Source organism: Arthrobacter sp. Leaf337 (assembly GCF_001423745.1).
Classification (GTDB): Bacteria; Actinomycetota; Actinomycetes; order Actinomycetales; family Micrococcaceae; genus Arthrobacter.
On the sequence record NZ_LMPC01000028.1, the window covers coordinates 46074 to 68620 of the forward strand.

The window sequence follows — 22547 nt, forward strand, 5'->3', positions numbered from 1 at the left end:
CGACAGAGGAGGGGCTAGACGGGCCGGAGCGGACACGTACAATCCGTCAGGACAGCAGCCAAAACAAGAAGAACGCTTCTACAGCCCGAGCGAAGCGAGGCCCTTTTCAGCGTTTAAAAGGGCTGAGGCCGGCCCCGTGGGGCCGGCCTCAGTTTTCCCTCAGCAAAAGGAAAATTAGGGCTGCAGCGTCATCGCTGCAGGAAACTTACAGGTCCAGCGGGGATTTCTCCCAGGAGATATCAACGATGGGGGCGCTCGGCTGCGGCATGGTCAACATCGAGAGCTCGAGGATGTCCTGGGCATGGGTGGCATCGGCAGGTGCTGCGTCTTCGTCCGTCAGGATGTACTCGTGGCTCATGTGCTGCCCCCAGGCTCTTAGTGGTCGTGTTCCTTTCCCACTTTAGCCCGGCGTCTGGCCGTTGCCCGCCGCTGGTGCTGCGCCCGCGGCAGCGTGATCGGCGGCCGGAGGAGCGCATGCGGGGGAGGCCGCCCGGCGCACCCAACGGGGCCGGACCGTTTCCCGGTCCGGCCCGACGCTTTTTAGTGGTGCCGCTTATAGGCGGTTGCCTGGTTCTTCGCGACCGGGGCGATGGTTCCCCGGCTCACCAGCTGGCCCATCAGTTCCGCGAGCCGGTAACCCGGTGTATCAGCCAAAGCAAGCCCAAAGTGGTCTCCGGCTACTGACGACTGGCCTTTGAGGTACGTCAGCCATCCGATCAGGGTCAGCAGGGGCGCCCGGTAGCCTTCGGGGGCGGCGTCGATGAGGTTCCGGGCGGTTTCCTGCGCCCGGTCCACGCGGTTCCAGTCCGGGGCGATCCCCTCCCCCACGAGCAGATTCCCGCTTTCCTCGGCGTCGGTCCGATCCGGGTCGATGACGTTGCAGAACATCACGTCGCGCAGGTCCGGGCGCTGGAAGCAGGCCAGCAGCTCCGCCGCTGTCTGCGGGTCCGTCCAGCTGTCCCGGGTCAGGGCCTCTGCCCACAGTTCCCGGCCCGGGTCCAGTTCCGCGCCGAGCACGCCCGGGAGCGCGTGGCGGATCTGTTCCTCCCTGTCTGCCGGGCCTGCGAACGGTGCGTAGCTGGTGCCGGGGTTCTTTTGGTAGCTGCTGCCACGGAACACCAGTTCCGCGTTCAGCTGCCCGTCGGTGATGGATTCCAACGGTTCGGGCGGGCAGCACCCGGCGTCGCTGTCGCACAGGAGGTTTTGCCAGTGCGACGGGGTGACCAGCCACGCGTCCTGCAGCGGGGTACCCGCGCTGTCCAGGGCCTCAATGACGGCCTCGACGTGGTCGTGGAAGGGGCGGGGCTGACCGGGCGCCGGGGTGCTGGCCGTGTAGATGGCCAGCAGCACCGCCGTGGCCTGAGTGTCCAGTGCGAGGTATTCCACCATGGAGCGGGCGAACGCGACGGGTTCGGCTGACGCGGGGGCGTCGACGCGCAGTGTCGCGCCCAGTGTCCTGCCCCGCATGGTCAAAAACACGAAGGATTCCTGCGGTACGAACCCGAGGGTGTGCGGGATGAAACCGAGGATGTCGGCGGGGCTGGAGATGCGGATTGCGTCGTTCATGTTCAAAGTCCTTTGCTGAGGATGATGGTGGGTGGGGCGGCTCGTGGTGACCGGCCAGCTTCCCTTCTCCCCCGTTGTTTTGGCTGCTGGCGAAGCTTGCGGAGCTGTGGCCGACGGAGGCCTGTCTACCCTTGGGCAAGGGGCGGGAAATTCCCGGAGGAAATAAGCGACGAAGGAGCGCCGCAGGGACATTTCGTGCGCCGCAGGCCCCGACGAAGGAGGGGCTAGACGGGCCGGAGCGGACACGTACAATCCGACAGGACAGCAGCCAAAAGGTCGTAGACAGACTGGGCCAGAGACGGCGGAGCCCTGCGGAGCCGGCACTGGACCCACAGCCGGCCGCGCCAGCGGACGCCCTTTTCCTGGTGAGCCCTGCGAACCCTTCATCAGCACCCCGGGTCTTCTTTCGGCGTCCCCGACTCCGGCGGCCGCGCGCCCTGGTCGCCGGCACTGAGTGTGCGATTGGCGGTCCGCCGCCGCCGACCCACAGCGTAGGCCGGCCACGACGGCGGACCGCCAGCGGTGACCGCCCCGGCAACGGGACGGCCACCTGAAGGGGCTAGTCTGCGAGGAGTTCGGCCAGTTCGGCTGCATCGGACACCAGCACCGCCGCGCCTTCTTTCAGGAGCCGGTGGCATCCTGCGGAGTTGGCGCTGTGCACGCTCCCGGGGACGGCCGCGACGTGCCGGGCAATGGTTTCGGCGTGGTGGGCGGTGTTCAGCGCCCCTGAACGCCACCGGGCTTCCACGACACAGGTCACCCCTGCGAGGGCGGCGATGATGCGGTTTCTCTGCAGGAACCTGTGCCGGGTCGGGGCGGAACCGGGCGGGAGCTCTGAGAGGGTCAGGCCGTTACCGCGGAGCGCGGCCGCGAGGTCAGCGTTACCGGACGGGTAGTCACGGTCAAGGCCTCCGGCCAGCACCGCGAGGGTCGCCGGTCCTTCTCCCTGGCTTCCGGCCAACGCGGCCCGGTGCGCGTGCGCATCGATGCCGTAGGCAAGGCCTGAGATCACGCAGATTCCACGTTGGGCCAACCCGTATGCCATATCCCCTGTAACGGAGGCGCCGTAGCTGGTCGAGTCCCGGGAACCGGTAAGGGCCACACACTTCGAAGGCGCCGGGATGCCGTTGTCGATGCTGCCCCGGTACCACAGCCCGTACGGGGCGTCGGGCAGATCGTCCAAGCCTTCAGGCCAGCGTTCATCCCCCGGGATCAGGAACCCGCCGCCCAGGCGTTCGATGGTTGCCAGGTCCTTCTCCGGGTCGACCTCCGGAACCCGCGGCGCCCACCGTCTCAACGCTTCTGAGAGTTCTTCGACCGTGGCCTCCGGAATGGCGTGTACGGTCTGCGCGCCGGTGGCAAGCCTCAACGCGGCGTACGCACCGAGCCTGCCCACGAGGGCCCGACCGACACGGTCGCCGGGTTCGAAGAGTCGGGTCAGGGCTGCGCGTGCAATGCGATCGTTCATGGTTTTTCTCGTCCTTTGCTGAGGATCCGGCGGGTGGGGCGGCCTTGGTGACCGGCCAGCTTTCCCTCTCCCCCGGTCGTTTTTGCCTGCTGGCGGAGCAGCGCGTAGCTGTGCCCGACGGAGCCGGGGCAACCCGAAGGGCAAGCAGTGGAGGGGTTGTGGGAGGAAATAAGCGAAGCGCCGACACAAGGCGTCGGTTGCGCGGCCGTCCGCAGGACGGTTGAGCCGGTGGAGCGGGCACGTACGATCCGGAGGACAGCAGCAAAAAACAGAAAACGCCTTAACAGCCCGAGCGCAGCGAGGTCCGAGGGCCTAACCCTGGCGCCACCCGGGCGAGGCTGGGGCACGATGGCGTCCGTCACCCGATGTTCAGGAGCGCCTATGTTGTGGTGCTCTCGCGTGCAGCGGGGGCTTGCTGGCGGCGGTAAAGCCTTGCGCGGCTCCGGCCGACGAGGCAGGCGGCGTCTTCCGCGGTACGTCCCTTCGCGCGCCGAGTCCCCGCAAGCCGGGCAGGAGTTTCTTTCTTCAGGAGGAAGGACTGGTCAGTGCGGGCGCGTCAGCCCCCGCACGAAGGGTGCTTTCGTCAAAGCGGTCCGTTCAGGGCGTTCAACAACGTGCGCATTCATCTGGGTGTCCCATTACCCCGTGCAAATCATCGAGGAAAACGGCCAAGGGACGAACCCCGTCACCTGGCGGGACGGGTGACCATACCCGCGTACGGTCGTGTGAAGGTCAGCGTGGCATTCAGGGACTTCCGCGGCCGCCCCGTTTGCCACTGCCACATCCTGTATCACGAGGACCTCGGCATGATGGGTGCCATCGAGGTCCTGTGAGACGTCTCATCGACGGACCTGATCAGAAGTCGGGTTAAGCGGTGCCCGGGCCGGTCGATCAAGCGAAGCCTGTACTGTCTCGAGTGCGGCCCAGACAGAGTCCGAAAGAATCTGGTCGTGCCATCACCTGCACCGGTTGCGTGAAGCCGGGGCAGGTCAGCCAGGAACAGGTACCACCATGACAAAAGAGACCACGACTGCCCGGAACAGCTCGGGTGCGGCTGCCGTTCAGGACAAGCCCGGGGCGATGCCGCTTGGTGCCCGTCGGCTGTTCATGATCGGCGGACTGTGCGTGCCCGTCGGTCTGGTGGCGGGACCGTATCTTCTGGGCGCCCAGCTGCTCGCCGTCGCCGGAGTCATCCTGGTCGCCGTGGCCCTTTCCTACCGAGTCGGGTGGCGGTGGTTCTCGCGCTTGTCCTGGGCGGCCGGCGTTGCGGGTGCACTCTGGCTGGTCTGCACGGCTGGTTACTGGGGGTCCATTATTGCCGCGGCGGATTCGTCCGTGCCGCCTCCCGGATTCGCTCCGGTGTTGTTCACCGCCGGAGTGGTGTCGTTTGTGGTCATGGCCGGCGCCGCCGTCACTGCCATGGCGTTGCGGATGGTGCTTTCCCGTCGCAGTCCCGTCCCGGTGGTCTGACGCCGAGGCCCGATCAGCCTGCCCGGAGCGGCTCCTGCCCGTGTCCCCCTGGGTGGGTGCCCAGGGGGACAGGGGCGTTTGAGCTACGGCGTGGGGTTGTTGCGCCTGTTGCGCAGGAGCAGCCCTGCACCGATGGCGGCGGCCAGGATGGCCGCTGCGATCCCGAGAACGAGCGGGGCGTTGTCGTTGTTGGGCGGCGGAACCTGGGTTGGTGCGGGAGCCGTGGCCGCGGTGGGGGCGGCCGACGGCGAGGCGGTCGACGGCGTGGCGGTGGGCGCCGCCGAAGACGTGGGGGCTCCGGCGCCGGCCGCGGTCTGGACGGTGAAGCTGTATTTTCCTTCGATGGGGTGTCCGTCAGATGACACGGTCCGCCACAGGACGGTGTAGGTTCCGGCCGTTCCCGGGTCGAGGGTGGTGGTGAGTGTCGGGCCGTAAACGGTGACTTTGCCGTCGCTGACGGTTTTCCCGGCGCCGTCGGTGACGGTGATGGTGCTGAAATTCAGGTTCTCGGAGTTCGCCGGCGGTTCCGAAAGTGTCAGGGTCACTGTTTCCGGGGCCGTAGTTGCAACGGAGCCCTGGGTCGGGCTCGTGGATGAGAGTGCGTCGTGCGCCAGGGCCGGCGAGGCTGTTGAGGCCGCGGGGATCATGATCACGGCGACGGCTGCCAGCCGGAGGCGTGTCTTGAGGGTCAGTCGTGCATTCATTGTCGGTTCTGTTCTTCCGTGGGAGACATGGGTCATCGCTGCTGATCTGCACCACGGCACAATGCGTAATTCTGGCGCGTTCGCTGAACGGACGTGCCGGGATCCGTAGGTCGTCACCGGCGGTGACGACAGGGTTGGGTCGAAGAGAAGTCGCTGTGCCGTTAGATGCAGGCGGCGGAAGGTGGTCCCCGCAAGGGGGGACGACGCAGAACCCTCCATCGGCGCAGCGTGACGGTCCGGGGAGCAGGCAGGGGCTGACGCGGCAGGAACAGAATCCGCACCACGGGAATGCCCGTCAGCGGGCGTAGCCATGCTGCCAGGGCCCAGAGCGCTGCTTCGCTTCTGGCCAGCAGGACCGCGGTGGCCAGTGTTGCGAACACGTGCAGCGTCAGCATGGGCGGATCAAGGTCCGCCGGCAAGTGCCGGTGCAGTTCCTGTCCGGCAGAGGCCGCCGGGACGCGGACGACCGTTTCATGGACGTGGAGCGCCGGGGCGTTCGACGGCGGGGCCGTGGCTCCCGAGAGGATGGAGAAGGCTTCGTGGAGCAGTGTTTGCCCGGCAGCCAGAACTGCGGCCAGGGAGAATGCCGTCATTTCCCATTTGGTCACGACGACCACACCGAGCGCAGTCAGGGCCGTCAAGGCGGCCATCACCGGTGCCGGTGGGAGCTGCCCGCCGGCCAGGATATGGGCTCCCGCGGCGAGTGAGATGACCGCGGCCGCCACGACGGCTGTGCGGAGCAGCCGGAACGGCGCACGCTGTTGTGTCATGGCACGCCGCTCCTCTCCGATGGGTACCTATTGACCACGGGGGCGCCCTCGCCGGGCTCACCCTGGGTCTGTTGCTGTTACTTGGCGGCGTCGGTCAGTTTCTGCCGGAAGTCTGCCTCGGTGCTCAGGACCAGCTTCTCACCGTTGAGGAAGAAGGTGGGCGTTCCGGTCACGCCAAGGGCCCTGCCATCGGCGACGTCCTTCCGGATCCGGTCAATGGTTTTCTCATCCGCCACGGCCGCGTCGTACTTGGCCAGGTCCAGCCCCAGTTCCTGCGCGAAGGTCCTGAACAGCGGCGCCTGGGAGTCCTGCTTTTCGCCCCACTGGGGTTGGGTTTCGAACATCTTGGCGTACATCTGCTCGTACTGGCCCTGCTGCGCGGCAGCTTCCACGGCCAGGGCCGAGGTGCCGGAGTTCCGGTGTCCCGGGAGCGGGAAGTACCGGTTCACGAACGTGATCCGGTCTCCGTACTCTTTCTTGAGTTCCTCGACGAGGGGATAGGCGGCGCGGCAGGACTCACATTCGAAGTCCAGGAACTCGACGAGCTGGGCTTTCTCCGTGGCGGGTGTGGTGACGCGGTGGCTGTCCTCGCGGACCAGTTCCGCGGCCGCCGCCGGTGGCGCCGGGGCCGGCGCGGGTTTCGTGGTGGTGAAGACGGCATACCAGATCACTCCGGCGGCGACGATGACGCCGAGCAGGATCCAGATGACGAGGCGGGCCTTCTTGGCCGGGTCTTTCGGAGCGGGAGCGGGTTTCGTGGGTGTCTGTGTCATTAGTGCGGGATGCTTTCCTGGTCGCGGTGGGCGGCGGGTTCGATTTGGAAGGTGGAGTGTTCGACGCTGACGTCGAAGTGTTCGGCCACGCAGCGCTGCAGCTCGGCGAGGATGGTGGCTGCATGACCGTCGGTCATGCAGCTGTCTTCGACGGTGACGTGGGCCGAGAGGACCGGGGTTCCGGAAGCTACGAGGGAGGCGTGCAGGTCATGGACGTCAATGACGTGGGGCAGCGCCAGGATGTGTTCGCGGACTTCTGCCATGTCCAGTCCCTGGGGTGCGTTTTCCATCAGGCCCGAGGCGCAAGGGGCTTAGTCCCGTCGGGCCGCCTGACGAGACCGGGACATCGACCTGTCGGCGGCCGAAGCGATCCGGGTCATCGCGGTGCAGCTGTGTCCGGGGAGCGATCCCGTCCGGCCGGAAGCATGCTCCTTGCGGAGGTGGCCGGTGAGGAGCGGGCGGCGGGGCGGCGGTCAGTCGCCGGTCCCTGCCCGAGGGGACAGGATGGTGCCCATGACGAGGAGCGCGACTCCAGTAGTGACGAACACGTCGGCGAGGTTGAAGGTTGGAAACCAGCCGCTGTGGAGGTAGTCGACGACGCCGTGCCCATCGAGCCTGTCGATGAAATTCCCGGTGGCGCCACCCAGCAGCAGGGCCGATCCTGCCCGCGACAGGCCGGTCATGGACGGGGCGGTGGAGACGGTGTACCAGGTCAGGGCCGCGATGATCAGCCCGGTGGCGGCGATGACGATCCAGGGTGCCAGGTCCGCGCCGAGGCTGAACGCGACACCGAGGTTGTAGAGCAGCCGGATGTTGATCGGGCCCAGGTCGGTCGTCGCGCCGGTGGAGAGCAGGGCCTCGGCCATGGCCTTGACGACCAGGTCGGATGCGGCCAGGACGGCCGCCCAGAGCAGCAGCACCATCCTGAACCGTCGTGCCCTCCGGGCAGGTACGCCCGGCCGGACGGTGGCTTCGGCCCTCACGCGGTCGGTTCCAGCGCGGGTACAGGAGCGGTAGCGTCCAACGCTGTCCTGCTGCGGAGCCGGCCTGCCCGAACGCCATTTGCGATCACGACGATTTCGGCCAGTTCGTGGATCAGCACTACGGCGGCCAGGCCGAGCATGCCGAGCAGGGCCAGTGGGATCAGCACAGCGATCAGCAGCAGGGACAGGCCAACGTTCTGGAGCATGATCTGCCGGGTCCTGCGCGCGTGGTCCAGCACCTGGGGCAGGTGCTTCAGGTCCTCTCCCATCAGGGCGATGTCGGCGGTTTCGATCGCGACGTCGGTGCCCATGGCCCCCATGGCGATACCGGTGTCGGCGGTCGCGAGTGCCGGGGCGTCGTTCACGCCGTCCCCGACCATGGCGGTTGGCTGCCGGGCCTTGAGCGTGCGGATGATCTCCGCTTTGTCCTCGGGACGAAGGTCGGCGTGGATTTCACTGATGCCCGCGGCCTTACCCAGCGCGGTGGCCGTGATGAGGTTGTCGCCGGTGAGCATGGCCGTGGTGTAACCGGAAGCGCTCAGCCGGGCGATGACCTCGCGAGCTTCGGGGCGCAGCTCGTCACGGACCGCGATCGCCCCGATGACCAGGCCGTCGTCCTCGATCAGGACAGCGGTGGCGCCGGCATGCTGCATCCGCTCGACCACGGCGGCCAGCGGACCGGCGTTGATCCAGCCCGGCCGGCCAAGGCGGACGGTCCTGCCCTCGAGCCGACCTTCCAGACCGGCGCCGGGGATGGTGTCAACATCGGTGACGACCGCCCGGTCCGTGGCCGCGGCGAGGATGGCGCGGGCGAGCGGATGTTCACTGCGGGCCTCCAGTCCGGCAGCGAGGGCCAGGACGTGTTCCCGGGTGGCTGCGCCGGTCGCAGCAACGTCGATCACGGCGGGCTTGTTGCGGGTGAGCGTTCCGGTCTTGTCCAGTGCGATGGTGCGGATTTTGCCGAGAGTCTCCAGGGCGCCGCCGCCCTTGATGAGCACGCCGATGCGGCTGGCCGCGCCCACGGAGGCTACGACCGTCACGGGCACGGAGATGGCCAGTGCGCAGGGCGAGGCGGCGACCAGGACCACGAGGGCCCGTTCGAACCACAGCAGCGGCTCCCCCACGATGAAGCCGAAGATAATGATCATGACAGCGGCGATCAGGATACCCGGGACGAGCTTGCTGGCGATGGAGTCGGCCAGGCGCTGGCCCGGTCCCTTGCGGGACTGCTCGGCCTCCACGATGTGCACGATCCTGGCCAGTGAGTTGTTCTCCGCCGTGCTGGTCACTTCAACCTCAAGCGGGCCGGTTCCGTTGATCGACCCGGCAAAGACCTCGCTTCCCGGCCCGGCCTCGACCGGCACGGATTCGCCGGTGAGCGCCGAGGTGTCCAGGGACGTGCGGCCGGTGATGATCCTGCCGTCAGTCGCCAGGCGCTCCCCCGGCCGGACAACCATCCGGTCTCCGCGGGTGAGTTCTGCTGGGGGGACGGTGGTTTCTATGCCCCCGCGCAGGACGGTCGCCTCGGCCGGGACAAGGTCCAGCAGGGCACGCAACCCCCGGCGGGTTTTAGCCATCGAGTACTCCTCGAGGCCTTCGGAGATGGCGTAAAGGAAGGCCAGCATGGCGGCCTCCTCGTACTGCCCGAGGGCGACCGCACCGGCTGCGGCGATCGTCATCAGCGTCCCGACCCCGATCTTGCCTTTTACCAGGCGCCGGAGGGTGGAGGGAACGAACGTCCAGGCGGCGACCAGCAGCGCGCCAATCTCCAGGGAAAGTGTCAGCCACTGCGGCCCTCCGGTCAGCGAAGCGACCCATGCGACCAGGAGCAGGACACCGGACACCGCTGCCGCCCGGACCTCGCTGACCTGCCAGAACCCAACGGTCTCCTCCGCCTCTTCGGACACTCCGGTCCCGGTCTTTTCGTCGCCGCAGCCGCAGGCGTCGCTCATCGTTCGCTCACTTTCATCATGGGCGCACCCGTACTGCCGGTGCCGTAGTTCGGGCACAGGCTGACCGCATTGCCGGTGGCAGCAAGCAGTACCTCGGCCTGGGCGAGCATGTCCATCAGCTCCGGACGGGACAGCGAGTAGTACACACTGCGGCCCTGCACCCGCCCCTCCACCAGGCCGCAGTCACGCAGGCACGCCACATGGGCAGATACGGTCGACTGGGCCAGACCCAGCTCGCCGGTGAGGTCACCAACACGCACCTCGCCGCCGGCCATCCGTTTCACAATGCTCAGCCGGGTCGGGTCACTGAGGGAATGGAACAGCGCCGCCGCGGGATCGAGCTGCCCGCAGGGATCGATGGGAACCACGGATTCAATCGTCATAAAACGATGATAGCGGCATTCGATGATGTCATTGTCGGACGCCGTAAGGCCGGACGTCCATAAGCCTGCCTCATCCGATAAAAGGCAAGCCGGTGCACATCGGACTTGAAAGGCGTCCGACAAGGGATCCCCACACCCGTGACTTTCGGCGTGCAGGCCGCTTCCTGGCACTAACCCACGAGCAAGCCGGCCGAGATATCGCGTCGCCCTAACCAGGGCAGGTACATCCGAAGCCCCTCTCACCACTCTCTACCGTGGAGAATATGCCGAGGCGCTCCGGGCCGGCAGTAGCGGTCAACACACTTCGGGAGCTGCCCCTGACCGAGGCGCAGTTCTGCAGGAGAGCTCGCCCGCAAACCGACGACGTTCCAATTTGCCCCTCTTCGACGCATCCCCGGATGCCGGTGGGGGTTGTCTTCAGGAGGACGGACGTGTCATCGCCTGCCCGGCAACCCTCGCACGAAGGGTGCTTTCCCTAAAGCGGTCCGTTCAACGCGTTCAACAACATGCACATCCACCGGGGTGTCGACTACACCGGCGTCCTCGAGCGCGCCGGCCACGGCTGTCCCAACCCCCTCGGTGGAGGCTCCGGGAGCGAGGCCGGCGAGGAGCACGCGAAGCCCGGAAGGCTTCTGGATGACCTGCCACCCCGCGCTCCCGGCTTCATCGAGGACGTGGTGGAACACGATCGGATGGACATTGACCGTGCCTGCCTTCCCGGGCAGCTGCAGGACATCTTCGATGCGCCCTTCGATGTCCTCCAGGACGGTGAAGGAGCGCCGGCAGGGGCAGCCCCGTCCGCCCAGGCTGACAGTGTCGGACATTTCGTAGCGGATCAGCGGAAGGGTGCGGGAGAACAGGACCGTGACGAGGAGCTTTGCCCCGGTGGTTCCCGGAGGCACGGGGTTTCCGGCCTGGTCCACGGGTTCAACGATGAGCAGGTCTTCGTAGACGTGGCGGTTCCGGTAGGTGCAGGGGGAGGCGATCCCGGCCGTTTCGGTGGCGGCGTAAACATCAAAGGGAGCGCTCCCCCACGCCTCCTCCAGCTCGGCGGCGGTGTGCGGGCTGAGCACTTCGGAGGCGGACATCACGCCCTCCGGTGAAATGCGCAGCCTCCCGGCGCGCTGCTCTGCCGCGAGGGGTTTCAGCGCTGAGGCATATCCGACGAGGATCCTGGGCTGGAACCGGTTGAGCGCGGCGACCGTCTCCTCCAGGGGTGCGGTGACGTCCAGGCGGAGCGTGGGGACGAGTCCGGAGCGCAGCGAGGCACCGACGACGGCGGACTGGTGTGTGGGCACGCGGGAACTCACCAATGCCATTTTCAGCGGCTTGGTGAGCCCGGCGGAGATCCCGGCCCAGTCGTTGGCGCGGGCATAGGAAGCCAGGACGGTCGCCCATTCGGAACGGTTCCAGACGAAGGTTCCGCGCCGGCCCGTGGTGCCGGCGGTCGCCGCAGCCCACCACCTGCCCTTCCACGGCACTCCCGGGTCTCCCCCGCTCTGCGTCAGGGATCGCAGGTGGTTCTCCAGATCCGCCAGCCTCAGGTCCGGTGTGGTGATGGCTTCGTCGAAGTGCTCCATGAGGTCCGCTTTCGTCACGGACGGCAGCTGGTGCAGGGGGGCGTCGTGCAGGCCGGCGTGATGGCGCCGGTAGAACTCCGAGCCGGCGTAGGTTGCGCGGCGCAGCTCCCGCAGGGCGTGGTCCTGGTGGGCAGTGATTTGGGCTGCGTCCCAGTGGTCCCGTCTCCGCCAGGCGGCCCGCAGGAACAGCACACGGGTGATGAGGCGGAGGTCCATGGCCGCGGCCGCCTAGCGGTTACCGGCCGGGGCCAGCGGCCGGTCAGCATGCGCGGTGGTGGCCTCGGGTGTTTCCGGCCGGGGCAGCCGGAGCCTCTTGAGCAGCAGGGCGTTGACGGCGACCAGGAAGCTGGACCCGGACATCGAGAGGGCCGCGATCTCGGGGCTGAGGACAAGGCCGGCGAAGGCGAAGACCCCTGCCGCGATGGGCAGGGCTATCGCGTTGTACCCTACTGCCCAGCCCAGGTTCTGGCGCATCTTGCGCAGGGTGCCTTTGCCGATCCGCAGGGCGATGGGCACATCCAGCGGGTCCGAGCGCATCAGGACGAGGTCGGCTGTTTCGATGGCCACGTCGGTGCCGGCGCCGATCGCGATGCCGAGGTCGGCCTGGGCCAGGGCCGGGGCGTCGTTGACGCCGTCGCCGACCATGGCGACTTTCTTCCCCGTCCGTTGAAGTTCGGCGATCTTCGCTGATTTGTCGCCGGGAAGCACCTCGGCGATGACGGTGTCGATGCCCAGCTGGCCGGCGATCCTCCGGGCGGTCGCTTCGTTGTCCCCGGTGAGCATGACGACCTCGATCCCGGCCTCGTGCAGGGCCGCGACGGCGGCGGCCGCAGTTTCCCTCGCGGCGTCCGCCAGCGCGATCACCGCCGCGGCCCTGCCGTCGACGGCGACGAGCACGGCGGTCCGTCCGGTGGCGGCAAGTTCATCGCGCACCGCGGCCAGCGGGCCCAAGTCGATGCCTTCGTTGGCCATGAGTCTGCGGTTGCCGACCAGCACCCGGTGCCCGTCCACGGTCGCGCCGGCGCCGTGACCGGGAACATTGAGGAAATCCGAGGCTGCCAGGACGGGTGCACCCTGTTCCCGGGCATGCCGGACCACGGCCGCAGCCAGCGGGTGTTCGGATTCCTGCTCCACCGCCCCGACCAGGGCCAGGAGTTCGCTTTCGTCTATTCCCTCGACGACGACGTCGGTCACTTCCGGTTCGCCCTTGGTCAGGGTTCCGGTCTTGTCCATCACGACGGTGTCGATCCGGGCGGAAACTTCAAGGGCGGTGGCGTTCTTGAACAGGACGCCGCGTTTGGCGCCGAGGCCGGTGCCCACCATGATGGCCGTCGGGGTGGCAAGCCCCAGCGCGTCGGGGCAGGTGATCACCACAACGGTGATCGCGAACAGCAGGGCCGTCTCGACGCCGGCGCCGAGGGCGAGCCAAACGGCGAACGTCAGGGTTCCGCCGATCAGGGCGACCAGGACCAGCCAGAACGCGGCCCGGTCGGCCAGCCGCTGGCCCGGTGCCTTGGAGTTCTGGGCCTCCTGGACGAGAGCCACAATCTGGGCCAGGGCGGTGTCGGCGCCGACCTTGGTGGCCCGGACCCGCATCGTGCCGGTGGTGTTGATGGACGCGCCGATGACTTCCGAGCCGGTGCTCTTGGTCACCGGAAGGCTTTCGCCCGTGACCATGGACTCGTCGACCTCTGACTGGCCGTCCTCGACCTCCCCGTCAACGGGGATTTTCGATCCCGGCCGGATCAGCAGCAGGTCCCCGGTCTGGACTTCGGAGGTGGGGATCTCGACCGTGTCGCCGTCACGGATGACGACCGCGACCGGCGGGGCAAGCTCGAGCAGCGTGCGGATGGCCTCGTTCGCCCCGCCGCGTGCGCGCATCTCGAACCAGTGGCCCAGCAGCACGAAGGAGGTCAGGACGGTGGCGGCTTCGTAGAACACTTCACCGCCGCCGGTGAAGGTGACCCAGACGCTGTAAAGCCACCCGGTGCCCACGGCGATCGCGACCAGGACCATCATGTCCAGGGTATGGGCCTTCAGCGCCCGGTAGGCGCCGTCGAAGAAGATCCAGGCCGAGTAGAAGATGACCGGCAGGGACAGGATCAGGGCCATGACATCGTCACGAAGCCCGAACGGGGCCGGCGCGGTGAAGCCGAGCATGTCCCGGCCCATCGGCGACCACAGCGTCACGCCCACCGACAGGATCGCCGCGACCAGGAACCGGTTGCGCATGTCCCTGACCATGTCATCCATCGACATTCCGCCGTGGTGTCCGCCGTGACCCATCATGTCCTGCGGGGTCCGGGTCGGCCCGGGGTGCGGACCCGGCCCGTGGCCGGCATGGCTGTCCGCCGGCGGCCGGGCATGGCCTGGGTGGGGTTCCGCGGTTTCCGGCGCATGACGCGCGTGCATGCCCTGGTGATCAGGCTCCGTGGGGTGCACATGGTCCATTGTGTGTGCGGCACCGGGGTGGACGTGTCCGGACGGCGGATGGGCGGCTTCGGACTTGCCGGCGGTGTCATGCTCCGTCCCGGGTGTGGGTCCTGTTTCGTCCATCGGGTAGCAGATGTGGTCGGGGACCGATTCGCCCCGGCAGTGGTATCCGCAGTCCCGGATCCACCCGGAGATCTGCTCCAAGGAGGTCACGGACGGGTCATAGCTCACGGTCGCGGTCTGGGCGACCGGGTTCGCGTCGACGGCGACGACTCCGGGCCGCTGCAGCAGGACATGTTCCACGACCACTTTGGAGGTGGCCCAGTTCAGGCCGCGGACCTCCACGACGGTGCGTTTCAGAAGCGTGCTCACTGCTCCTCCTTCGGCGCCGCTGCTGCCGGACGGGCCGTCCGGATCAGCAGGCAAGCTGGTGTTGGCCACTGGCGGTTGGTGATCGTGTGCGGGCTGGGGTGCGGCAGGCAAGGTGTGTCCTTTGGCAATGAGGGATCAGGGGAGGGCTGCGGGTTCGGTCCACCCGCTGCCGGACCTTCACTGCGTATGGGCCGTGGCCCGGGACGTCGTTTTCCGGTTAAGGCGAACATATACCCCCTAGGGGTATACGTCAATGCCCCTGCTCCGACATGACGACGGATGGCTCTCGGCGTCCCTGGCGCCCTATCAGGATGTATCCCAGGCGCCCATTGCTGCCTCCCGACGGCGCTCAGGGGCACGTCTGCCCTTGCGGTTCACTATCAACCCGCCAGGCCTGCCGCATCAGAGAGTCCTTCGTCCACCTGCCTTGGCCTCGCCGGCCGTGGGTCAGGTGGCCGCTTTCCCCGGGGAAACTGCGGGACCTAAACCAGATGAGGCACGAGGCTCGCCTAAGGGGTCAAGCAGGGCCCTCGGATCCTTGGAACCATGGCAGGAAACCATACGAGGAGAGGGGTAGCAGGATGGTGCTAATAACTCTTGCGGCTTATACCCCCAGGGGGTATCCTTGGAGGTGTTGTCAGTGACGTGGTTTGTCCGGCCCCAGGCCGCTACAGCCGTTCAACCACAACAGCTCTTTTATCCCACGCTTCGAAGGAAAACTGACATGTGCGGAACAACCGAAACACGAACCCAACTCCCCCTGGCCTCCACCGCGGAGCACGGCTGCAGCTGCTGCGCCCCCGCGGCCGAAACGCAGGCTGCGGCTCCGGCCGCCGGAACGTCGGAGGCTCAGGTGCCCGGTACGCAGTACGCCTTGGAAGGGCTGACCTGCGGGCACTGCGTCCAGACCGTCGAAAAGGCCGTGTCCGGTGTATCCGGAGTCCGCTCAGCGGCCGTGGACCTGGTCCCGGGCGGAACGTCGCGGCTCAGTGTCACCGGCACCGCCGACCAGGAGTCGCTGGCTGAGGCCGTGCGCTCCTCCGGCTACGCCCTGACCGGCGCGAAGTAGCGTCTCCACGCCCCCTTGGCCCCGGCGAAGGACCTCCCTACCGGGTGTTCAGCGATTTCCCGGTGTTCAGTGGCCTCCGGTGTGCTCGCTGGTGTGGCCCGGGGTGGGTACCGGCCCCGGGGGCACGTCGGCTCCGGTGCCACTGATTGCCGGGCCGATGACAAACGCTGACAGGGAAAACATGGCGGCGAAGACCAGTAGTCCCAGCGCCGGTGCGATCCAGCTGCCGAACCGGCGGTAGAGGCGGACCAGCATCGGAATGGATGCCAGAAGCCCGAGTGCCCCGAACAATGCGGTGCCGCCGGATCCGGCCACCAGCGCGGTTCCGGCGAGCAGCCCGATGTGGTGCAGGACGTGTGGAAGGAATCCCATGATCAGGCCCACTGCCCCGACCACCGTGTGCCACAGCGCGTGGAGCCTCCCGCGGACGGTCCGCACTGGAGCCGTCCCGCCGTCGGGGCCGCGGCGCGGACGCACGTGGGAGGAGTGGTCACCGGTCAGGGCCCGCTGCTTACGCTGGAGGGGGTCCCCTTGCGAATCAACGGATCCCTCACTCCTCGCCTACGGCCCGGGACCGGTTCCGGACCACGAGCACCGGGCAGGGGGCGTGATGGAGAACCTGGGTGGACACGGAGCCGAGCACCAATCCGGTAAATCCGCCGAGACCACGGGACCCCACGACCAGCAGGTCAGCGTTCCCGGCCGCCCGCAGGAGTACGGCGGCCGCGTTTCCCTGGACAACGTCCCCGGTCACCGTAACGCCCCCGGTGTCCACGCGTTTCAGGGCCTCGTTCTGGAGCTGGCGTGCGGCCTGAGGGAAGACGTCCGGGTCCCAGACCAGGCCTTCCATGCCGACCGTGACGGGCGGGAACTCCCACGCGGTCACGGCCCTGACCTGGCCGTTACGCAGTCGGGCCTCCGTAATTGCCCATTCCAGGGCGAGACGCGACGGGGCAGAACCGTCCACCCCGGCCACGATCCTGAAGACACCGTCGCCGGCCATGAGCCCGCCTTCCGCACGTCCTGCATCTGTTGCCCCCAGTGTGGTCCCCGCAGGGTTTGGCCCGCAAGGTTCCGAGCATCCCGGCCCTCACCTGCCCCGGTCGGCGGCAGAAACAAAGTCCCTTACAGGATCGTTGTACCGGTACGTGCCCTGCCACAGGGCCGGTAACCTTAAAACAGAAAGCCCGCACCAGAAGGGAGGACCGTCATGACCGCACCGGCACACGCCCCTGCGATCACGTTCCTTCGCCGTGCGGGCCTGTTTACCGCGATCCTGGCCCTGATCGCCGGGATCTTCGGTATGCATGTCATGACCGCCACCCATGCCATGCACTCCCCCGCCATGGCGGCAGCAACCGCCGGCGCCCATCACGACTCCTCCCCTGCCGGCCACGCGGTAGAAGCTCCTGCCGGACCATCCTCCGCCCCGGAGACGCCCGCAGCACAAGACGAAGCCGGTGCCCGGACCGTGCAGTGCACGGACTCGGGCAACTGCACCAGCATCCAGTCCATGACAGCGGCCTGCACCCCGTCAGCGAAAACCGGCTCCCTGGCCGCCCCGCTGCCCGGCACCGGAATCATCGTCCGGAACACCAACGCGGCGGTGCCGAGCGCGATCGGCCCGCGGTGGTCCTATCTTCCCGGCAGTCCCTCACCCGGCGAGCTCTGCATCAGCCGAACGTAAAACGGGGCTCTGCGCTGTGACCTGACCGGCGCCCGCCCCTTCCTGGCTCTCCCCTGAACCAGGCGCATCACTGATGCACACACTCCCTTGGCGCCCACGCGCCCACTGATGTCTTGAAGGACTTAAACAGCCATGATGAACACGAAATTTCTGCCCCTTTCCGCGACCGCCATCGCCGGTGCCCTGGCCCTTGCCGGCTGCTCAACCAGTTCCCCCGCACCGTCTGCCACGCCCAGCAGCCCTGCGTCCTCCGCAAGCTCAATGCCGGGCATGGGGCCCGGGATGATGTCCAGCAGTGCACCGGCCGCTGCTACCGAACACAATGAGGCCGACACCATGTTCGCCCAGGGAATGATTCCGCACCACGAACAGGCCGTGGAGATGAGCGAGATGATGCTTCAGAAGAAGGACATCCCCGCCTCGGTCACCGACCTGGCCACACGGATCAAGGCAGCCCAGGCACCGGAGATCGAAACGATGACCGGCTGGCTCAAGACCTGGAACGAATCCGCGACCATGGGTGCCGGCCACACCATGGACGGCATGATGGGCGCGGGCGACATGAAGCGGCTCGAGGCCGCCCAGGGCACCGAAGCGGCCAAGCTCTTCCTGACGCAGATGGTTGTCCACCACCAGGGCGCCGTCAGGATGGCCCAGACCGAAATGTCCCAGGGTAAGAACGCCGACGCGATTAAACTCAGCAAGGACATCGTGACGGCCCAGGAAGCCGAAATCAAGGAAATGCAGGAGCTGCTGGCCACCCTCTGACCGCTGCCCTAAGCGCCGGCCCCTCGCGGGCCGGCGCCAACCCCCTGACCTTCCACTCCCATCTGATTCCTTGGAGCCCCCATGCCCAATCCCTCCCGTTCCCGGGGCCGTGCGACAGCCATCCTGGCAGCTGGCGTCGGCCTCATCTTTGCCTTGTCCGCATGCAGCCCGTCCTCCGGCGCGGCCGGACCCGCCCCCGCAGGCAGCAGCGCCGCTAGCTCCCTGCCGGACGCCCACGTGCACGGGCTGAGCGTCAGCACAACCGGCCAGGTGCTCCTGGCTACCCACGATGGCCTGTTCGACGTCACGAAGCAGCCCGCTGCCAAGATCGGGGCCACCAACGACCTGATGGGTTTCACCGGCGGCACCGATCACGGCGTCCTCTACGCTTCCGGACACCCCGGGGAAGGCTCCGACATGGCCAACCCGCTCGGGCTGATCAGATCCACCGACGCCGGTAAGACCTGGAAAAAGCTCTCCCGTCAGGGTGAATCCGACTTCCATGCGCTCACCGCGACCAAATCCGGAATCGTCGGTTTCGACGGCGCACTGCGCACCAGCCCGGACGGGAAAAGCTGGACCACGGTGGCTGCGGATTTCGTCCCGGCCGTCCTAGCCGGGAACCCCACCAGCGACACGGTCCTGGCAACCACCCCACAAGGGATCCGCCGCTCAACGGACGGCGGTAAGACCTGGACCTCGGTGGACTCCGGACCAGTGGCCCAGTTCGCCGCTTTCGCCAGCCCCGCCGAGGCGGTCGGAATCGAACCCGACGGGACAGTCCACATCTCGGCAGACGCCGGCGCGACCTGGACCCGAAAGGGCAAAATCCAGGACACGGTCCAGGCCGTGGCGGCAGTGAAGGGTCCGGAGGCAAGCCCCACCATCTGGGCCGCCACTGCCAGCGGGATCGTCGTCTCCACCGACGGAGGAGTCACGTTCGGGCCCGCCGACGCCTCCTGACCGCACCACGCGTGGCGCGTACATGGTCCTGCCCATCATGTGCTCCGTCGTCCGTCCAAGGTTCTGCGGAGTCGCGGCGGTTCGTCTCGATAGGGCCTTCCAGGGCCGGCAGACCTTGCCCCTTCAAGCCGGCGAATACACCGCCAGGGTCCTCCTCCAGCGCATTCTGTTGTTCCTGACGGGCCCCGTCATCGTGCCGGGGCCCGTCAGCCCCTAGGAAGGGGCCCTTGGTCCCTTCCTAGGGGCTGACGGCGTGAGCATCGCGGGTTTAGGGTGGGCATGACGGCCGGGCAGGCCGGCCGCCCCATCACCGCGCGACAGGAGCTGCGTCATGACCCACCACATCGCTGCCATGCTCGACGTTCACCCCCAGGCGGCAGAAAGCGCCGAGAAAACAAAGCTGGCCGAATGCATCGCCGCGTGCTTTGAGTGCGCCCAGACCTGCACAGCCTGCGCTGACGCGTGCCTTGCCGAAGACATGGTCGCCGAACTTGCCTCGTGCATCCGCACGGATCTGGACTGCGCGGACATCTGCGCCGCCACCGGAGCCGTCATGACCCGCCAAACAGCGTCCAACGCGGGCATCAGCCGCGCAATTCTGGAGGCCTGCCGTACCGCCTGCGCCGCCTGCGCCGAGGAGTGCGAGAAGCACTCCGGTATGCACGAGCACTGCAGAATCTGCGCCGAAGCCTGCCGCCGGTGCGAAGCGGCCTGCGCTTCGCTCCTGGCTGCGCTGGCCTAAATATCAGCCGGCCATCCGCCGGCCCGTGCGGTTGCGTTGAAACCGGCCCGGGTGGACCGGGACCTCGGACTCTACCTGCCGGCTGACGCCGGGCCAAGACTCGGAGTATCCCTCTGAAGCGAAAGGCGCCGGTCATGATGTGGGGTTACGGACAAAGCATGGGTTGGATGTGGCTCTGGACTCTTCTGCTGTTCCTCGGGATCGCGCTGCTGGTGCTGCTGGCGGTGAGGGTCTTTACCGGCGGTGTCCGTAGTGGATACGGACCTCCAGGCCCCCAGGGGCCAGGAGCACCGCCGCCGGCAGGTGGCAGCCGGGCCCGTCAGATCCTCGACGAGCGCTTCGCGAGAGGAGAACTTACTGCGGACCAGTACCGCGAAAGTCTCAAAGTGCTCGGTGAGGGCCCGTAGTGCAGCCCATCAGCCGCCGCCAGGCGGTACTGCTGGGTGGGCTCGGCCTCGCGGGGACAATGGCCGGAAGTGCCGGGCTGATCTGGACCCTGACGTCGCGGGAGACTCCCGTTACCGGAAGCGAGCTGGCCCAGCCTCGGGAGGAACGGAGCGCAAAGGGCCAGCTGCAGGTACGGCTCGAGGCTGCACCCGGACAGATACTGCTGGCAGGCCGGCAGACCGCAGCCCTGGGTTACAACGGCGGGATCCCCGGCCCGACGCTGCGCGTACGCCCCGGCGACGTCCTGAAAATTGGCCTCGTCAACAAGCTGACCCAGGCCACCAACCTGCACGTGCACGGCCTCCACGTGTCCCCCGAAGGCAACGGGGACAACATCTTCATCGCGGTGGACCCCGGCGGCACCTTCGACTACGAATACAAACTGCCCGAGGACCACCCCCCGGGCGTGTACTGGTATCACCCCCACCACCACGGCATGGTCGCCGACCAGATCTTCGCCGGGCTCTTCGGAGCAATCATCGTCGAAGACCCTGAACCGATCGAGGCAAGTGCGGAACGGGTACTGGTCATTTCAGACACCACCCTGGACGGCCTGGGGAACATCCCGGAAGCCCCGGCGATGGAACGGATGATGGGCCGGGAAGGTGAACTGATCCTCGTCAACGGCCAAAGCAACCCGCAATTCAGCGCACGCCCAGGACAACGCGAACGGTGGCGCATCATTAACACCTGCGTGTCCCGCTACCTCCGGCTGCGACTCGACGGACAGCAGCTGCAGCTCCTGGGTATGGACTCCGGCCGCTTCCCGACACCCAAGACAGTCGACGAGCTGCTCCTCACGCCCGGAAACCGGGCGGACCTCCTCGTGACCACCACCACCGGGGAATCCGTGCTGCGCGCGCTCTACCAGAACCGGGGAAGCATGCCGGGAATGATGGGACCGGGGTCCGGAACACGCAACCCTGCACACCAGCCGGACGGCGCCGCGCTGGCCACCCTCCGGGTAGCCGGCGAACCGGTCGCAGCACTGACGGCCGTGCCGTCCCAACTGGGGCTGGGAGACCTGCGGTCCGACACCGTCGCCGCCAGCCGCCAGATTCTCCTGGCCGCCGGAATGGGCATGGGCATGGGCATGGGCATGATGCGCTTTACCATCGACGGCAGGGAATTCAACGAGGCCAGAACAGACACAACGGTAGCTGCCGGGACTGTGGAGGAATGGACGCTGACCAACACCAGCCCCATGGACCACCCGTTCCACCTGCACGTCTGGCCGATGCAAATCATCGAACAAAACGGTCAAGGCACGAACACCGCCATCTGGCAGGACGTGGTCAACGTCCCCGCAAACGGGCGTGTGAAAGTCAGGGTGGCATTCAAGGACTTCCGCGGACGATCCGCCTACCACTGCCACATCCTGGACCACGAAGACCTCGGCATGATGGGTGCCATCGAAGTCCGGTAAGAACGTAAAGACCGTTAGGCATTCCCGCCTTCCTGGTACGTGATCAAGACGACCGCAGACGCAACGTATTGGACCAATACTGGGCGGCCGGACTGCGAAGACGCAGCTGGAATGCCCGACGGCACTGAAGTCACAGCATGGGTACCCGAGTCAATAGACCAGAGTCTGCTGCCCTCCTCTTCCAGCAGACTCAAGGTACCGGCGAGTGATTCATCGAGCATTTTCTGGAGGGCCATCATCGCTTCGGAGATGGAATGGAAGCCATCGGTGGCGACAACGAGGGATTGCGTTTTGGTCATGACAAGAGACTTTCCGTAGACCCACGCGAACTCAGCGCGTGGCGTGCCTGATCTGAAAAGGGGGCTTGAAGCCGTGGATGCGGGCTCATCGGGCCGGAATAGGGTGGCTTCCAGTGCGCTGCGTTTACGTCCGGCTGATCGAAAGTTGAACGAGCGAGAGGCCAACGGGCACGGCATCTTGAACTCCGGTGATCCGACCCTGCACATTGCCATCGCGGACGAGCCCACCAGAGGTCACGGGCAGAATTAGCACGTCCGGGGCTGCGCTGCGGACAAGAGCTCCGTCCCGGGGATCGTAAATATCGTGCGCGCACCCTTCGTCACCGGCAGGTAAGGACTCCGCTGGCTCGACGTCGACATTTGAGGTGTCTACCCCGGGAGCAGCCAGCCCCTCGCCGCTCAGATGATCAGGAGCTGAGGTATCAAGAGCGTGTTCGTTGGGAGAGATGGTCGGCACTGGCTATTACGTGCGATTGACTTCCGGTGTCTGCTCCTGCGCCTGCGTACATCCCGGCCAGACAGGTCAATGCAGAGCAGGCAACCAGGAGAACCATCGTGATCACAGCGGCGACGACTGGCAGCGACAGCCCTGATTGACGCATGTTGGCGCCCCCAGCAAGTCCGCCCACGTGCGCCCTCTCTGCTCAATTGACGACATCATACTGGACTGCCGCCGTGCATCGATTCTCCCC

Annotated in this window: 23 protein-coding genes and 1 pseudogene; 9 read left to right on the plus strand and 15 right to left on the minus strand. The window is 67.0% G+C overall.

Features of this window, described 5'->3' with window-relative positions:
* Nucleotides 1–205: 205 nt before the first annotated feature.
* From ASF98_RS24275 to dprA, 3 genes are all read right to left on the minus strand, one after another.
* The gene (locus ASF98_RS24275) at nt 206–358 is read right to left on the minus strand and encodes a hypothetical protein (RefSeq protein ID WP_156372471.1); all 153 of its coding nucleotides are present in this window, start codon (nt 356–358) and stop codon (nt 206–208) included.
* Nucleotides 359–540: 182 nt separating this feature from the next.
* The gene (locus tag ASF98_RS18985) at nt 541–1566 is read right to left on the minus strand and encodes a DUF4192 domain-containing protein (protein WP_055805258.1); all 1026 of its coding nucleotides are present in this window, start codon (nt 1564–1566) and stop codon (nt 541–543) included.
* 559 nt (nt 1567–2125) lie between these two features.
* Nucleotides 2126–3034 carry a DNA-processing protein DprA gene (gene dprA, locus ASF98_RS18990; RefSeq protein WP_055805261.1) on the minus strand — a complete coding sequence of 303 codons (909 nt, stop codon included), beginning with the start codon at nt 3032–3034 and terminating at the stop codon, nt 2126–2128.
* Nucleotides 3035–3735: 701 nt separating this feature from the next.
* Here dprA and ASF98_RS24915 point away from each other — a divergent pair.
* On the plus strand, nt 3736–3867 hold the full coding sequence (locus ASF98_RS24915; RefSeq protein ID WP_235506080.1) for a multicopper oxidase domain-containing protein: 132 nt from the start codon (nt 3736–3738) through the stop codon (nt 3865–3867).
* 178 nt (nt 3868–4045) lie between these two features.
* Nucleotides 4046–4504: a hypothetical protein gene (locus tag ASF98_RS18995; protein WP_055805264.1), complete on the plus strand. Its 459-nt coding sequence runs from the start codon at nt 4046–4048 to the stop codon at nt 4502–4504.
* A gap of 83 nt (nt 4505–4587) precedes the next feature.
* On the opposite strand, the gene ASF98_RS19000 is transcribed toward ASF98_RS18995, so the two are convergent.
* The 9 genes and pseudogenes from ASF98_RS19000 to ASF98_RS19040 all read right to left on the minus strand — a co-directional run bounded on the left by ASF98_RS19000 (nt 4588) and on the right by ASF98_RS19040 (nt 14454).
* Nucleotides 4588–5208, minus strand: a complete 621-nt coding sequence (locus tag ASF98_RS19000) for a copper resistance CopC family protein (RefSeq protein WP_055805266.1) — start codon at nt 5206–5208, stop codon at nt 4588–4590.
* A gap of 161 nt (nt 5209–5369) precedes the next feature.
* Entirely contained in the window at nt 5370–5978 is a 609-nt protein-coding gene (locus ASF98_RS19005; protein WP_055805269.1) for a hypothetical protein, read from the minus strand.
* Nucleotides 5979–6055: 77 nt separating this feature from the next.
* Nucleotides 6056–6751 carry a DsbA family protein gene (locus ASF98_RS19010; RefSeq protein WP_055805272.1) on the minus strand — a complete coding sequence of 232 codons (696 nt, stop codon included), beginning with the start codon at nt 6749–6751 and terminating at the stop codon, nt 6056–6058.
* A pseudogene (locus ASF98_RS19015) lies at nt 6751–7050 on the minus strand (cation transporter dimerization domain-containing protein); the annotation flags it as partial. The pseudogene ASF98_RS19015 and the gene ASF98_RS19010, both read right to left, overlap by 1 nt.
* Before the next feature lie 174 nt (nt 7051–7224).
* On the minus strand, nt 7225–7734 hold the full coding sequence (lspA, locus tag ASF98_RS19020) for a signal peptidase II (protein ID WP_082506944.1): 510 nt from the start codon (nt 7732–7734) through the stop codon (nt 7225–7227).
* Nucleotides 7731–9686, minus strand: coding sequence for a heavy metal translocating P-type ATPase (locus ASF98_RS19025; RefSeq protein ID WP_055805280.1), 1956 nt, complete (start codon nt 9684–9686; stop codon nt 7731–7733). Before ASF98_RS19025 ends, lspA begins: the two co-directional genes overlap by 4 nt.
* Nucleotides 9683–10069, minus strand: coding sequence for an ArsR/SmtB family transcription factor (locus tag ASF98_RS19030; protein ID WP_055805282.1), 387 nt, complete (start codon nt 10067–10069; stop codon nt 9683–9685). The genes ASF98_RS19025 and ASF98_RS19030 overlap by 4 nt, the downstream gene beginning before the upstream one ends.
* Before the next feature lie 434 nt (nt 10070–10503).
* Nucleotides 10504–11865, minus strand: coding sequence for a phenylacetate--CoA ligase family protein (locus ASF98_RS19035; RefSeq protein ID WP_055805285.1), 1362 nt, complete (start codon nt 11863–11865; stop codon nt 10504–10506).
* Nucleotides 11866–11877: 12 nt separating this feature from the next.
* The gene (locus ASF98_RS19040) at nt 11878–14454 is read right to left on the minus strand and encodes a heavy metal translocating P-type ATPase (RefSeq protein WP_055805297.1); all 2577 of its coding nucleotides are present in this window, start codon (nt 14452–14454) and stop codon (nt 11878–11880) included.
* Nucleotides 14455–15178: 724 nt separating this feature from the next.
* On the opposite strand from ASF98_RS19040, the gene ASF98_RS19045 reads away from it, so the two are divergent.
* Entirely contained in the window at nt 15179–15523 is a 345-nt protein-coding gene (locus tag ASF98_RS19045; RefSeq protein ID WP_055805301.1) for a heavy-metal-associated domain-containing protein, read from the plus strand.
* Between the two features lie 66 nt (nt 15524–15589).
* Here ASF98_RS19045 and ASF98_RS19050 read toward each other — a convergent pair whose 3' ends face one another.
* Both ASF98_RS19050 and ASF98_RS19055 read right to left on the minus strand, forming a co-directional pair.
* Nucleotides 15590–16000, minus strand: coding sequence for a hypothetical protein (locus ASF98_RS19050; RefSeq protein ID WP_055805304.1), 411 nt, complete (start codon nt 15998–16000; stop codon nt 15590–15592).
* Nucleotides 16001–16073: 73 nt separating this feature from the next.
* Nucleotides 16074–16526: a universal stress protein gene (locus tag ASF98_RS19055; RefSeq protein WP_055805306.1), complete on the minus strand. Its 453-nt coding sequence runs from the start codon at nt 16524–16526 to the stop codon at nt 16074–16076.
* Between the two features lie 207 nt (nt 16527–16733).
* Here ASF98_RS19055 and ASF98_RS19060 point away from each other — a divergent pair, with 207 nt between their 5' ends.
* The 6 genes from ASF98_RS19060 (at nt 16734) to ASF98_RS19090 (ending at nt 21556) form a co-directional block, all read left to right on the plus strand.
* Nucleotides 16734–17210, plus strand: a complete 477-nt coding sequence (locus ASF98_RS19060) for a hypothetical protein (RefSeq protein ID WP_055805310.1) — start codon at nt 16734–16736, stop codon at nt 17208–17210.
* Nucleotides 17211–17342: 132 nt separating this feature from the next.
* Nucleotides 17343–17978 carry a DUF305 domain-containing protein gene (locus ASF98_RS19065; protein WP_055805312.1) on the plus strand — a complete coding sequence of 212 codons (636 nt, stop codon included), beginning with the start codon at nt 17343–17345 and terminating at the stop codon, nt 17976–17978.
* A gap of 81 nt (nt 17979–18059) precedes the next feature.
* On the plus strand, nt 18060–18941 hold the full coding sequence (locus ASF98_RS19070; protein WP_055805317.1) for a F510_1955 family glycosylhydrolase: 882 nt from the start codon (nt 18060–18062) through the stop codon (nt 18939–18941).
* A 331-nt stretch (nt 18942–19272) separates the two neighbouring features.
* On the plus strand, nt 19273–19683 hold the full coding sequence (locus ASF98_RS19080; protein ID WP_055805323.1) for a hypothetical protein: 411 nt from the start codon (nt 19273–19275) through the stop codon (nt 19681–19683).
* A 134-nt stretch (nt 19684–19817) separates the two neighbouring features.
* Nucleotides 19818–20090, plus strand: a complete 273-nt coding sequence (locus ASF98_RS19085) for an SHOCT domain-containing protein (RefSeq protein ID WP_055805326.1) — start codon at nt 19818–19820, stop codon at nt 20088–20090.
* Nucleotides 20090–21556, plus strand: coding sequence for a multicopper oxidase family protein (locus ASF98_RS19090; protein WP_055805329.1), 1467 nt, complete (start codon nt 20090–20092; stop codon nt 21554–21556). The genes ASF98_RS19085 and ASF98_RS19090 overlap by 1 nt, the downstream gene beginning before the upstream one ends.
* A gap of 14 nt (nt 21557–21570) precedes the next feature.
* Here ASF98_RS19090 and ASF98_RS19095 read toward each other — a convergent pair whose 3' ends face one another.
* Nucleotides 21571–21855, minus strand: a complete 285-nt coding sequence (locus ASF98_RS19095) for a hypothetical protein (RefSeq protein ID WP_055805330.1) — start codon at nt 21853–21855, stop codon at nt 21571–21573.
* Between the last annotated feature and the right edge of the window lie 692 nt (nt 21856–22547).